The organism is Acinetobacter sp. BHS4, assembly GCF_018454425.1.
GTDB lineage: Bacteria > Pseudomonadota > Gammaproteobacteria > Pseudomonadales > Moraxellaceae > Acinetobacter > Acinetobacter pittii.
The window spans coordinates 1,092,313-1,106,154 of sequence record NZ_CP075323.1 but is presented as its reverse complement, the minus strand read 5'-3'; the positions used below and the strand labels follow the sequence as shown (position 1 = coordinate 1,106,154).

At 38.8% G+C, this 13,842-nt stretch carries 10 protein-coding genes; 4 read left to right on the top strand and 6 right to left on the bottom strand.

The features are described 5' to 3' along the window. The first annotated feature begins 27 nt into the window (after window positions 1-27). From epmB to KIP84_RS05270, 3 genes are read left to right on the top strand one after another with little or no spacing between them, the layout of a single operon-like run. Window positions 28-1,044 carry an EF-P beta-lysylation protein EpmB gene (gene epmB / locus KIP84_RS05280; protein ID WP_005067999.1) on the top strand — a complete coding sequence of 339 codons (1,017 nt, stop codon included), beginning with the start codon at window positions 28-30 and terminating at the stop codon, window positions 1,042-1,044. Between the two features lie 15 nt (window positions 1,045-1,059). After that, window positions 1,060-2,805, top strand: coding sequence for a hypothetical protein (locus KIP84_RS05275; protein ID WP_046812555.1), 1,746 nt, complete (start codon window positions 1,060-1,062; stop codon window positions 2,803-2,805). Next, complete coding sequence (locus KIP84_RS05270) at window positions 2,802-4,913, top strand: EAL domain-containing protein (RefSeq protein ID WP_213689447.1); 2,112 nt, start codon at window positions 2,802-2,804, stop codon at window positions 4,911-4,913. Before KIP84_RS05275 ends, KIP84_RS05270 begins: the two co-directional genes overlap by 4 nt. A gap of 62 nt (window positions 4,914-4,975) precedes the next feature. On the opposite strand, the gene rpmE is transcribed toward KIP84_RS05270, so the two are convergent. From rpmE to KIP84_RS05250, 4 genes are all read right to left on the bottom strand, one after another. After that, window positions 4,976-5,200 (bottom strand): 50S ribosomal protein L31, encoded by a 225-nt coding sequence (gene rpmE / locus KIP84_RS05265; protein ID WP_001200845.1) that lies wholly within the window; start codon window positions 5,198-5,200, stop codon window positions 4,976-4,978. A gap of 196 nt (window positions 5,201-5,396) precedes the next feature. Further along, the gene (locus tag KIP84_RS05260) at window positions 5,397-6,368 is read right to left on the bottom strand and encodes a bile acid:sodium symporter family protein (protein ID WP_005803805.1); all 972 of its coding nucleotides are present in this window, start codon (window positions 6,366-6,368) and stop codon (window positions 5,397-5,399) included. A gap of 133 nt (window positions 6,369-6,501) precedes the next feature. Then, window positions 6,502-6,903, bottom strand: coding sequence for a lactoylglutathione lyase (gene gloA, locus KIP84_RS05255; RefSeq protein ID WP_005067992.1), 402 nt, complete (start codon window positions 6,901-6,903; stop codon window positions 6,502-6,504). A 2-nt stretch (window positions 6,904-6,905) separates the two neighbouring features. Continuing rightward, window positions 6,906-9,089 carry an MFS transporter gene (locus KIP84_RS05250; protein ID WP_213689446.1) on the bottom strand — a complete coding sequence of 728 codons (2,184 nt, stop codon included), beginning with the start codon at window positions 9,087-9,089 and terminating at the stop codon, window positions 6,906-6,908. Between the two features lie 165 nt (window positions 9,090-9,254). On the opposite strand from KIP84_RS05250, the gene KIP84_RS05245 reads away from it, so the two are divergent. Continuing rightward, on the top strand, window positions 9,255-11,873 hold the full coding sequence (locus tag KIP84_RS05245; RefSeq protein ID WP_005067989.1) for an ATP-binding protein: 2,619 nt from the start codon (window positions 9,255-9,257) through the stop codon (window positions 11,871-11,873). 51 nt (window positions 11,874-11,924) lie between these two features. Here the strand turns inward: KIP84_RS05245 and KIP84_RS05240 are convergent, their stop codons facing one another. Both KIP84_RS05240 and KIP84_RS05235 read right to left on the bottom strand, forming a co-directional pair. Beyond that, window positions 11,925-12,854 (bottom strand): LysR family transcriptional regulator, encoded by a 930-nt coding sequence (locus KIP84_RS05240; protein ID WP_213689445.1) that lies wholly within the window; start codon window positions 12,852-12,854, stop codon window positions 11,925-11,927. A 102-nt stretch (window positions 12,855-12,956) separates the two neighbouring features. Then, on the bottom strand, window positions 12,957-13,784 hold the full coding sequence (locus KIP84_RS05235) for a peptidoglycan DD-metalloendopeptidase family protein (RefSeq protein WP_002119027.1): 828 nt from the start codon (window positions 13,782-13,784) through the stop codon (window positions 12,957-12,959). Between the last annotated feature and the right edge of the window lie 58 nt (window positions 13,785-13,842).

Sequence of the window (13,842 nt, the reverse complement as noted above, 5' to 3'; positions counted from 1 at the left end):
GTTGTTGCATTATCTTAATCGTGTCAAATGATAAACTATTTATACCAAGAGCAAAACTGGCAATCTCAACTGAGTGACCTTATTACTGATCCTTCGGAATTGCTAAGCCTACTCGAGTTATCCTCAGAACAGCTATTATCGGGTGCGATTCTGGCTTCTGAAAAGTTTAAATTGCGTGTTCCTCGTGCGTTCGTCGGAAAAATGAACGCTAAAAACCCGCTTGACCCGCTTTTGCTACAAGTATTACCCCATCACCTAGAACTCGAAGAACATCCTGAGTTTGTGACTGACCCATTAGGCGAAGAAGCAGCAAATCAATTACCGGGTGTATTACATAAATATAAATCGCGTTTTTTATTAACCTTGACTGGTGCTTGCGCCGTACATTGCCGTTATTGCTTCCGTCGTCATTTCCCCTATCAAGAAAATTTGCCAAAAAATGAAGATTGGCTAAATATTAAAAACTATATTGAAGCAAACCCGAACATTAACGAGATCATTTTAAGTGGTGGTGACCCGCTTACGCTTTCTAACCGTAAATTAGCACTTTGGTTAGAACGCCTATCATCTCTCAAACAAATCCAGATTCTGAGAATTCACTCACGGGTCCCAATTGTTATTCCTAACCGGATCGACGAACAGCTGATTTCTTTATTAAAAAACAGTAGGCTGCGTATAGTTCTGGTGGTACACTCAAACCATGCTTCTGAACTCGATGACTTTACTTGTTCAAAATTGTTGCAGTTATCCGACCATCACATTACTGTACTAAATCAGGCAGTATTGCTGAAAGGTGTCAATGACTCTGCACAGACGTTAATTGATTTAAGTTATCGTTTATTTGAAGCTCGCGTTATGCCTTATTACTTACATGTTTTAGATAAAGTAAAAGGTGCACAACATTTTGATTTAGAATCATCCAAGATAGATGATATCTATCGTGACGTGTTAGCGAACCTACCGGGGTATTTGGTTCCTAAACTCGTCAGGGAAATTGCGGGCGAAAAGAATAAAACACCGCTTTTTGGGGCTACAACTTTTTGAGTTATATAATAAGTGATGATGAATAATGCGCTGTCGGACATTTTTCACAATCAAACCGAACTCTCTCGTGAACGGTTAAGCTTTTGTGAAGCCAATATTAAAGATCTTAATGAATGGGTCACTACCCTTTCTATTATGCAACTCGGTGATACGTCAAAAGCATTATTCACAGCCATTTTAGAGCTCAATGAATTAAAATGTAGTGAAACCTTACGTTTCGACCTCATACAAACGCTTCATCCGACCATTAACAATGTACTCGCCAGCCTAGAGAAAAACTTCTTTAACCAAGGCGTGATTAGTACAGATCGTAATGAGCACATTATTGAGTTAGCGATGTTGCTCCGCTGCTATTTCGCCAGTATTTATTTAAATATTGCGCAAAATAGTCATGAGCAACTACAGCATCAAAAGTTTTCACTCTTTGCCTATAAGCAAAAAAAGAATTTGCAAACGGCGCGTATCTTATCGACGTTTCATGCCCTGCAACAATTAACCAATCTCCTTTATCAGCAGCATATGCTTTATAGCGAGCCTCTTAAAGGTCAATGGTTAATAGCGCATCAGCTGTATGAAACCGCAGTTCAATACAAATACCATCTCATCAATATCAATCATATTCAGGGCATACAACACCCTTTAGCGAATATTACACAAGCTTATGCTCAGCTGATTTTGCTGGATATTTTAAATACGAACCAGATTCGTCAGTCAGAAATTCAGGCATTATTTCAATGTAGTTTTGACTGGGCAAGAATGATTCATATTTTGCCGAAAGATACCGCGTTAACGAAATATGTGGTCGATCCAAATAAAGACCATCCACCTGTTTATAATACAAAGCGTAGCTCTAACTTTAACCCTAGCATCTTCATCGGTACGCAAGCTTTACTTGAGCATGTCACTGCAACCATGCATAAAAATGCTCAATATATTTCTAAAAATGAAAAGTTTTATTTAAGCCCAGCTTTAAAGTTTCATGTTCAAACGATTTTAGGAACCACGGCTCAACGTCGTCATGAACGTTATGAGTACAATGCAGAGCTCCAAATTTGTTTTGGTTTAAGCACTGCCCATTTCTATCTATCAAAAGCAAAAAACTTTGAAGAAACGCTGCAGCTTAACCATAACTATAACTTACAAAGCGAAGCTAAAGTTTTATCCAACTTAGAGAAAAAAGAACAACAAACCAGCTCTTATCAACGCTTAAGTCGTGAAAGTAAAACCATTTATCAAACCACCGTTCTCGATATTAGTGTTAATGGATATCGTATTAAATGGTCTGGCGAAGCACCAAAGAACTTAAGAACTGGTGAATACATTTTAGTTAAAGAAACTTTGCATGGACAATGGCGTGGCGGTGTAATTCGCTGGATTAAACAATCGACCGAAAAATCCCTAGAGTTAGGTTTAGAGATTTTGTCACAAGCCATGTTCCCTTGTTCAGTGCATATTCAAGCTGAGCGTCATACTCGCAATTATCATCCCGCACTACTACTACAAACACAAAATCTAGAAGAAATACAAAATACGCTTATTTTACCGGGCTCTCAAATTTTTAGAGAGCAACAAACAATTCATTTACGATTGGGGACAGAAGAAATCAAAGTGTATCTACTCAAAGCACAGCTCATTACGCAAAGTTTTATTCAATTTCATTTCGAGCTTTTGAATGAGCAGCAACAAGGTCTGCTTGATCAGTTCATGATGAAAAAGGGTAATAACTCTAGCACTCAAGATTTATGGGAAGCACTAAAGTGAGAAACTCTTTATTATCTAAAAAGTTAAAACGTACTGAAACACGTTTACTCATTATTGATGACAACCAGCTACGTTATAACCAGATTTTAAATTTATTATTGGGGAATGATTATCAAGTTCAGGCATTATTACTTGATGATTTAAAAAGTTTTGAAAAACAGTTAAATACGCCGTGGGATGCTATTATTTTTGGTCGTGCTTATGACCTAAAAATTGAACAAACTCTCTCCCTCATTCAAGCATCTGAGCAGCCAAATTTACCTGTTTTATTATTACAACCTGAAGATTATCAGCCTCAGCAATATCAGGCTTATATTCAAAAAGGTATCTATGATGTAGTTCCATTAGAACCATTAGATTATTTTTATATCACTCTTATTCGGACCTTGTCGTATAGCCACTTATTGCAGACTGAACAACGCCTAACAAATGAGCTAGAAACAATTCACTCCCATACACAAACATTGGTCAATAACAGCCATAAAGCTGTTGCCCTTTTTCAAGAAGGGATGCATGTTAAGGCAAACACAGAATACCTCAACCTTTTTGGGTTTAAGCAAGAAGACGAGATTATTGGCCTACCGATTTTAGATGTTTTACAACCTGATGATTTAAATGTTTTTAAACAAAGATTTAAGAAAATTTCATTAGGCCAATTTGATCAAGCACGCTTCGAGATTCAAAGTCAACATGCAGCAATCGCAGGTAACAATGCTCTAAAACTAGAGTTTATTCCTAGTCAGGAAGAAGATGCCGTACAGTTAACCATTGACTACCAACTGGATTTAAAAACACCTGCAAATACACTTTTTTCAGAAAAGAGTTATGGTGTACAAACGCCTTGGCAACAAATTAATCGACAACTATCGACCTACCCTGCTCAAGCCAACGCATTAATTTTATTTAAATTAAATCAATGCCCAGAGCGAGTATTTCAACAAGATTGGCAAACTCCTGCACAATATTTCAATCAGCTGCACAGTTTCTTAAAAGAACACGCGCAAATGCCGATTTTTAATATCGAACTTGGTGCATATGTTGGCGTTTTACAAGCTGAAAACAGCACAGTCCTTAACTCCCAACTGACTAGTCTGCAAAGTTTGCAAAAAGAGCATTTATTAAAGATTAATGAGCTTAATTACTCGATCCAATTTAAGCTGAGCTATGCCCCAATTACTGAACCTTTAAATGAAGATAGCTTTACAAGCTTACTTGCTCAAACAAGTCAGCAAGAGTTACCTAAGGCGCAGGCAGAAATTGAGTTGGCACCAACCATCGATATTATCGCTCCTGAGCCTGTCAAATCTTCTATATCGCTTGATCTAAGTCTTGAGCAAGTCGATGCTCCTTTGCAATCTTCGTTATTGCAGCAATTAAAGCAGCAGCTAGCTCGAAGTGAAATTCATTTAAAATATCAGCAAATCTACGATAAACACGATCAAGAAACCCATAACTATGAGGTGACTAGCGGTTTTATTAGCGATGAACAATGGTATGACATAAATGACTTGGCTGAATTAAGAGAAGACAGTGAACTTTCTATTCAATTAGATCGCTGGATTTTGGTTGAGGCATGTAAGCAACTACATAACTTTATTACTCAGTACCCGAAAGCTAAACTGATTATTAACCTGAATATTGATATCTTGCTCAAAGATAAATCTTTCCCTGAACTCATTTCAAAACTACTCACCATTATTGGCAGTAAGCTTGAAAGCCCCCTAGTTTTACAATTTTCAGAACAAGCAATTCAGCCTCATCTTGCAATTGCCCAGCAACACATAGCTCGCCTGCGTCAACACGGCGCAGAAATTTCGATTCGGGATTTCAGCTCTTCTATGTATAGCGAATCAATATTGCAACAACTAGACGTTCAATATTTAAAACTGCAATCGAAGAAAACTGAGCTATTGAACTCAGATGATGGTTTAGCATGCTTACAAGAAAAGGTTTTGAACTATTTGACTGTAAAACCAGTCGGGATTTTACTGAGTGATCTAGATGATATGAACTTATTTGCTAACGCATGGAATGTGGAAACGCGTTTCTTGCAAGGCCGCTATTTCCAGAAAAAACTTGATCGATTAACAGACGTACAAGACCAATAATGGTCTTGTACTGAAAAACAAAAAACGGGCATAAAGCCCGTTTTTTGTTTCGTATTGCAGTATTAACGCTTGATAGAGCGAGACATACCAGCAAAACGTTGTTTGAATTTGTCGATACGACCACCAGTGTCTACATTCTTTTGCTTACCAGTGTAGAATGGGTGGCAAGCTGAACATACGTCAAGGTAGATAGTTTCTTTACCTAAAGCAGAACGAGTTTCGATTACGTTACCGCAAGAACAAGTTGCAACTAATTTTTCATATTTTGGGTGAATATCGGCGCGCATCGTCGATTACTCCTAATTGGAAGAAAGGCTTAAGCTGTCATCGCAATTGATCACTCTCAACTAAGTTGAGGACAGGCTCAAAATGAGCAGATCAACACCACAACAGACCATTCTTTTGGCCCACCGAAACCTCTAGGGTTAGAGCTAAGCACAACAAGTGGGCAGCATTATACGTCAAATAATTTTCTTTTGCGAATTAATCTTTCGATTTAGCCCAGTAATTTGCAATCACGCCACACACCATTAATTGGATTTGGTGAAAGATCATAATAGGCAAAACGATCATGCCTAATGGTTGGCCAATAAATAAGATTTGCGCCATCGGAACACCACTTGCCAAGGTCTTTTTAGAGCTACAAAAGAAAACCGTAACTTGATCTGCTCGGTTAAAACCTAAAGCACGTGGTAGGTAAAGTGCTAATAGCATAATGACTGTTAAGAGCACTGAACACGCAATTGTTAGAATGAGTAAAGTTTTCCAACTTACTTGATGCCAAAGTCCTGCAACTACTGCTCCACTAAATGCGCCATACACCACCATCAAAATCGAGCCTTGATCGAATGCTTTAACAATACTCGGAACTTTTGCCATATAAGGGAAAATATAAGGGCGTAATAATTGACCTAAAATAAATGGCACTAACAGTAATAATGTAATTTGTATAATTGAAGTCGTCGGGTCAAATCCATGTTGGCTTTGGCCTAAAATAAAGAAGCTCACCAATACTGGCGTAATAAACATACCAATCAAGTTTGAAAAAGATGCACTGCACACCGCTCCCGCCACGTTCCCTTTTGCAACCGACGTAAATGCAATAGAGGATTGAACGGTAGAGGGTAAAAAGCACATAAATAAAAAACCCCAGTAGAGCTGTTGACCTAACAGAGGTAATAAAATTGGCTTAGCCAACAGACCAATCACAGGGAAAATAAAGAAAGTAAATGCGAAGACCAGTAAATGCATTTTCCAATGCAAAATACCTTCAATTACAGCCTCACGTGATAGTTTCGCACCATGCAAAAAGAATAAGATTGCAATTGCGACTGTGGTCAGTGTATTGAAATATTGAGCTGCTTGACCACTGACTGGAAAAAATGTTGCTAGTAGTACCATTCCAACTAACAAAACTGTAAATCGATCAAGCGCCAATAACTTCAGCATAGCCATATCCTATGATTATTCTAGATAAATAAAAAACCCAGTTGATAAATTGACCATTTGGTCAAGCGTTCATCATACTGGGCTAAAAAAATAAAGCTAGACTTTTAAGAACTAAATCTTAAAGCATCACAGTCAATTTTTAGTTATTTGTCGCATTAGCATCTTGTTGAATCAATTCGACTTTATAGCCGTCTGGATCTTCAACAAATGCGATAACGGTAACACCACCTTTCATTGGGCCCGCTTCACGCACAACTTTGCCACCACGTGCTTTAATTTCTTCACACGCTTTGTAGGCATCGTCAACACCAATGGCAATGTGACCATAGGCATTGCCTAAATCATAACTTGATGTATCCCAGTTATGGGTAAGCTCAAGCACGGTATTGGTTTCTTCATCGCCATAGCCAACAAATGCCAGTGTAAAGCGCCCTTCTTCATAATCACGCTTACGAAGTAACTTCATCCCTAATACTTCGGTATAGAACTTTAAAGATTGTTCTAAATTGCCTACTCGCAACATTGTATGAAGCATTCGCATGTTTATTCACCTGCCTTTTCTGATTCATGTGTTTGATGATCTCTTAGCAGTTTTCCCACCCAAACCACTAAAATCAAGATTGGAATACCAATAAGAGTTGTCATCAAAAAGAACTTTGGGTATCCAATATTACTGACTATAGTACCTGAATATCCACCCAAAAGTTTCGGTGTAAGTGTCATGAGTGAACTAAAGATCGCATATTGAACAGCTGTAAATGAGACACTCGTTAAACTTGAAAGGAATGCAATAAATGCCGCACCCGCCAAACCAGAAGCCAAGTTATCGACAATAATGGCAAAATAAAGCCATAAAGAACTATATGGTTTAATGACCTTACCGCTGACTTCCACTGGTTGACCAGAAAGCGGATCAATATACGCTACCGGTTCAATATTCACATCAAGTTCACTTGCCGCTTTTTGATTTGAGCTAACAGCATATGAATGAGATGCAGAAAGTATTTTTTGTTCGCCATCCATTACAGCTACGTTAAGCTCTTTACTTGTCGATGCCACTAGTTTTTTCGCATCAATAGCAGCACTGAAAACACCTTTTTGATCAGTCATTTTTGCATCAAAATTTTGCCCATCAAGGCTAATGATAATTTTTTGCGTAGGAGTTAATGCTTGTCCAAAGTATTGTCCTCGAACCACAACACTTCCCTCACCATCTTTAAGTGAGACCTGATCATTGCCCATAACAGGTAAAATTTGTAGAGGTGATTTAGCTGAATCAGTTGTAAGTAATGGCTGAGTACGTGTAACAGGCGCTACATCATTTGAAGCATAAGCAGCTTTTACTTCAATTTGTTTTGTTCCGCTAAAAGCAGAACTTGGTACTTCTAATTTCCACAACCCGACTTCGTCTGGTTTGACTTGATAGCTGTGTTCACCAACTTTTACATCTACCATATCTAATGGCTGACCAGATTTTACTAGTCCAATAAAAATTAAATTTGTAGAGCTAGCCAAAACTGCACCGACAAACATCAGTTTCATAATGTTGATGCGCTGTGCTAAAAGACCACCTAAGAAACCACCGACTAAACTAAATAGTACTCCATAGATTTTAACCGCCTCTGCAATTTGCTCTTTACTGAAGTTAAGATCTTGGTAGAACACATTAGAAATAACACCAGCAATAATGTCTGAAATACGGAAGAAACCAATAAGTAGCAACAACACTAATGCGAGTTTGACACCATAACGTTTAAAGAAATCAAGAATTGGTGCAATCCATGTCTCTTTAGCCATTTGCTGGTTAACTACACCAATTTTAACGAGTAGATAACCTACAAAAATCGCAGCAGCAGTTGCAGTTAAAAATCTTAAAGCTTCTAAACCAAATAACGCAGCACTGTCTTTAATATTGACAGCTTGTGAAATGGCCTCGGTAATCTGTCCCGAATAAATATAAGTGACTACGAATGAGATAACGGCAATAAAAAATACGAGAACCAAACGGTAGTAATCACTACTTTTATAATTTTTATAAACTCGATTTACAACAGGCTCACGCACAAGTAGGGTCGTGACAATACCCACTAACATAACGCCTGCCATGGTTAAATAAGTCGTTTTCCAAGCTTCGTAAATGTAATTACCTTTAGCAGTTCCCAAGTGGGCAGCTAAAAATAATGCACCCGCTCCAGCCACAATCATGCCAATTCGGTAACCCGCATTATAGGTTGAGGCCAATACTGTTTGCATTTCTGTTTCTGCTAATTCAATACGGTAAGCATCAATCACAATATCTTGGGTTGCTGCCGAGAAGCCAAGTAATACAGCACCTACCGCCATTTGAATAAGATAACTTTGACCTAGAGAAGGATCAGAGAAAGCCATAATACAAATAGCAAGAACGATCAAACACTGTGCAATTAACAACCAAGCTCGTCTTCGGCCTAACGTTTTAGTTAAGACAGGCACAGGTAACTCATCAATAAGAGGAGCCCAAACGAACTTAAAAGAGTAACCTAGGGCAGCCCAACTAAAAAAAGTGACTGCACTTTTATCAATGCCCGCCTCTCCAAGCCATAAAGAGAGACTAGAGAAAATTAATAAAATCGGAATTCCGGCAGAAAAACCTAGAAACAGCATAATTAATGCACGGCGATCTAAAAATGCTTTAAAAGCCGAGACCCAACCCGAAGCTTGTGTGGTCATTCGTTTTTTATTTTCCATAAATTATAAATGTGCCTATTCAAACCCTTCTTACAATTCCTTTCAAGATTCTTTATGCAATCAATTTTGTTTTGGCGATAAAAACGGCAAGTTTGCTTGATATTTTATGCTAAACCTGTATACCTTTAAGCTTCAACCTTCGTTTTCTTTTGCTGGATATCAACAGTGACACAAAAACTTGATCAAGTGACCATCTCAACTTTATCACTCGCTAAAACAAACACCACAAACGTCACAATAAATGCATTTCCTTCAGCTTTTGAGCAACCTGATATAAAAATGACTTTGGATAAAACAGCCTTAAAACCCGAACAATTAACACATATTCCAGATTTTGAAAAAATTCCAGCTTCTACAAAACGTATAAAACCGCTTAACAACTTTTTAGGGCAAGACCGTGCCAAAGCATCGGTAGAAGCAGGTATTTCTTTACCCTACTCTGGCTATAACATTTTTGCAGTAGGAACAGCAGGCTTGGGCAAACGCACCATGATTAAGCGTTTACTCCAACAACATGCGAAAACAATGCCTACTCCAGATGACTGGGTATATGTCTATAATTTTAAGCAAGCACGCCAACCACTTGCTCTACGCTTCCCTGCTGGACAAGGAACCAAGTTTCAACATGCCCTTCATCAAACTTGGCAAATTATTTTAAAACAGCTTGAACGCCGTTTTAGTGCCGAGACCTATCATAACCGTATTGAACGTATTCGTGAGGAAACTGGAGATGAGCAGCAACAAGCGCTTGTCGAGTTAACCAAAGAAGGCGAAGAACTCGACTTAAAATTGATTTCTCGCAATGAAAAGCATGGCTTTGTCCCTGTGCAAGTAAAAGATGATCAGGTGCAAGAACTCACCCAAACAGAAATTGATGCTTTAAATACTAAGCAACGTGCTGAAATTGCAGCGAATGTTCGCTACATGGATAAAAAGCTCGAGCGTCTTGGTTTGCATTTAGGTGATTTAGAAGATGACGCACGTGACAAAGTCTCTGTGTTGAATCGAGACATCGCGACTCAAGTTGTTAAGCCACGCATGGATTTGATTTTAAATAAATATGGTCAAGTCAAAGGCCTTGAAGATTATTTAAAACAATATGCTCAAGATGTAATTGATAATGTTGAACTCATTTTAGAGCAAGAAGAAGATGACTTTGCTCCGGCAATGTTCAATCGTGTGCCTGCACGTTATCAGGCCAATGTAATTGTCTCAAACAAACCAAACAGTGGTGCACCGGTTATTTTTGAAGATTTCCCAACCCACTACAACTTGCTTGGTCATGTTGAACAACTTACTCACAACGGCACAATTACCACAGATTTCACGCTCATTCGTCCAGGTGCCCTACATCAAGCGAATGGCGGCTTTTTAATGCTTGAGGCCGAGCAATTACTCGAACAGCCTTATGCATGGCAAGGTTTAAAGCGTGCCTTGAAATCAGGTCAACTCAAGCTTTCTTCTCTTGAACATATGCTGACGTTAACAGGTTCTATCTCGATTGAACCTGCTGCTGTTCCGCTTGATATTAAAGTGGTTCTTATGGCAGAGCCTGAGATTTATTATGAAATTTTAGAAGTAGAACCAGAGCTTGGCAGTGTATTTAAAATTCGTGCAGATTTTACCGATACTCTGCAACGTAATGACGAAAATGAGCAAGCCTACATGCAGCTAATTGCTGATTATGTACAAGCGGATAAATTACTTCCTTTTGACCGCAGTGCTTTAGCAGCTTTACTTACCGACTCAAGTCGTCAGGCAGAAGACCAAAGCTCACTGTCATTACATGCTTCAACTTTGGGCGACCTCATTCGAGAAGCACATCACCATGCTTTTAAAGCCAATGAAAAGCTTGTAACTGACCAGCACATTAACTTGGCATTACAACACAGACAGTATCGCTTAGGCTATTTAAGAGAACTTTACTGGCAGGACTTATCGCGTGGAACTCAGTTAATCGAAACTTCTGGTCATCGTTTGGGTCAAATCAATGCCCTCTCTGTCATTCACTATGCAGATGTTGAGTTTGGTTTACCTTCACGTTTGACTGCATCAGTCTATCAAGGTGGTGGCGATATTCTTGATATTGAACGTAGTGTAGAACTTGGCGGTTCACTGCATGCCAAAGGCGTGTTGCTCATGTCTAGCTTCTTGAAAGCTCACTTTGGTCGTGAACAGATTTTACATTTCTCTGCAGCTCTAGCCTTTGAACAAAGTTATGGACAAGTAGACGGCGACAGTGCAACAGTTGCCGAGCTTTCTGCATTAATTTCTGCAATTAGCCAAATACCAATTGATCAATCTTGGGCAATTACGGGTTCTATGAACCAGTTAGGCCAAGTTCAACCAATTGGTGGTGTAAATGCAAAAATTGAAGGCTTCTATGATGCTTGTAAATTACAAGGTTTAACTGGTAAACAAGGTGTCATTATTCCACGTCAAAACATGCAGCATTTGATGTTACGCCAAGATGTGATTGATGCGGTACAAAGTGGTCAATTCCATATCCATGCAATTGATACGATTGATCAAGCGCTTGAGATTTTAATGGCCCGCCCTGTCGGTACACTCGACAAAAAAGGTAAGTACAGTAAACACTCTATTTATGCTGCTGTAATGGAGCAACTCGAATATTGGCAAGCCATTGAAGATGGCGCAGAAATTGAAGAGGAGCCAAAGAAGAAAAAGAAAAATAAGAAAAAAATTAAGAAGCATGAAGAGCTTACGGCAGAAGATCTGCCGCAAGAAAGTGTAGAAGAAGTTGCAACCCTAAAACAGAAGTAATAAAAAAGGGCCTGTCAAATACAGGCCCTTTTTACTTTTAGAGGCGCAAAATTAGCGAACGATTTGGATCGCTCGTCCTCCTGCTAACTGACTAAAATATTGTTTAAGTGCTTCAACACAGCGCTGAATTTTCATTGGCTGTTGGTCATGCTTGGCAACTTCTGCATACAAAGTAAAAGTTGGTAATTTCCAATCTGGCATGAGTTCAATCAAAGAACCATTTTTTAACTCTTTTTGAGCATCTAAATATAAAATTCTTGCAATACCATGTCCTTGCTGACATAACGCTTTTGCAACTTGTAAATTATTGCTCTGCAAACGGCTTTGCATTTCAACATTAAGTGTTTCGCCCGTTTTTACATGTTGAAAATGGAAATGGTGCGCGTCATTCATGACATTAATTGATAATAATTCATGATCTCTTAAATCATGAGGATGCACAATTGGACTAGATTGATTCAGATAACTTGGAGAAGCTACTAAAATCTGATCGACAAAAGCCATTGGAATGACAGAGCTACTTTCTTCTACCGGCGTAGAACTCATGCGCACTGCAATATCAATTCTCTCTTCAATTAAGTCGATATAACGATGCCCAACCTCAAAATGCACAGATAAACCGCGATGAGCTGACATCCAGTGAGATAACGCAGGAATAATGTGCTGAACTGCTAAATCAGGAGTTGTTGCTATACGCAAATCCCCAATTAAGTCATCCCTCAACTCATTAATTCTGATTTTCCCCCTTTCAGCAGCAGCCAACATTTCTTGACAGCTTGAAAAAAAAGCCTGTCCGGCTTCTGTCAAACTGAGTTTACGCGTGGAGCGATGTAATAGAATTACATCCATTTCATGCTCAAGGGATCGAATCTGCTGGCTCACCGCACTTGTTGTAATTCCTAATTCACGTGCCGCACCACTAAATGAACTTTTTTCAACCACACAAGCAAAAACACCCATCGCACGAAGCTGATCTAACATAGGTTTCCTCAAATCTAATTCTAAATTTATAAAAAAATGCTTATTGTTGTAATGAAAGCAACCAATTATATTATACGAGGAAACCTAAGTTTTATGCATTAGCTATTTTGGTAAAAGATTTATAGGATTAATTGGTTTTCCATCCAAACGGATCTGGAACTCAAGCATGACCTGAGAAGCCCCAGTAGAGCCCATCTCGGCAATTTTTTGTCCAGCAGTTACATTGTCACCGCTTTTCACCAACATCTTGCTATTGTGGGCATAGGCACTGATATAGCCGTCAATATGCTTAATTAAAACCAGATTGCCGTATTCTTTTAAGCCATCAGCTGCGTAGACAACTTGACCATCTGCTGCGGCATAAATAGGGTCACCCTGATTTCCACCATAACGGATTCCTTTGACATTATTTGCCAAATTAAACCCTTGAATCACTGGTCCATTATTCGGTTTTATCCAGCGTAAACTAGAATTTGGTGCAACCGAAGTCACTGTGGTATTCGTTGACGGTGCGGTCGTTGTAGGCTGAGTTACTGGGGTAACAGGTTGTGTGGTTGGTAGAGCAATGGTTTGACGTTTGATTTGCTCAGGTTGTGCCATGACTTGCGTAGATACTGTTCTTGGTGAAGAACCTTTCTTCAAACGCAAAGACTGATTAACATAAATACGATATGGCGGAGCAATATCATTCATTTCGGCAATACTAATATAGTCGAGGCCATAACGCATTGCGATACCACTTAAAGTATCACCTGAACGAACTGTGTAATAGTTAGGAGCCATTGCATAGCGAGAACTATTATTAATTTGTGGTTTAGAAGCACACCCTGCCATAGCAACAGTAAAACCTACAGCCACAGACAACAACATAATTTTCATTATTTTGTCTTTTTGGATATGCACTCTGCTTTGTTGTCCAATTAAATGCATTGATCTCCCTCACTAAATGCTACAAATCATTTCGGCTAAGAGTACCAAAAAAGTAAGA

Coding starts and splice junctions, on each gene's coding strand:
- KIP84_RS05260 (WP_005803805.1), bottom strand. CDS start 6,368: ATGGCTATGCTGAAGTTATTGGCGCTTGATCGATTTACAGTTTTGTTA.
- KIP84_RS05250 (WP_213689446.1), bottom strand. CDS start 9,089: ATGGAAAATAAAAAACGAATGACCACACAAGCTTCGGGTTGGGTCTCG.
- KIP84_RS05275 (WP_046812555.1), top strand. CDS start 1,060: ATGATGAATAATGCGCTGTCGGACATTTTTCACAATCAAACCGAACTC.
- epmB (WP_005067999.1), top strand. CDS start 28: ATGATAAACTATTTATACCAAGAGCAAAACTGGCAATCTCAACTGAGT.
- KIP84_RS05235 (WP_002119027.1), bottom strand. CDS start 13,784: ATGCATTTAATTGGACAACAAAGCAGAGTGCATATCCAAAAAGACAAA.
- rpmE (WP_001200845.1), bottom strand. CDS start 5,200: ATGCGCGCCGATATTCACCCAAAATATGAAAAATTAGTTGCAACTTGT.
- KIP84_RS05240 (WP_213689445.1), bottom strand. CDS start 12,854: ATGTTAGATCAGCTTCGTGCGATGGGTGTTTTTGCTTGTGTGGTTGAA.
- gloA (WP_005067992.1), bottom strand. CDS start 6,903: ATGCGAATGCTTCATACAATGTTGCGAGTAGGCAATTTAGAACAATCT.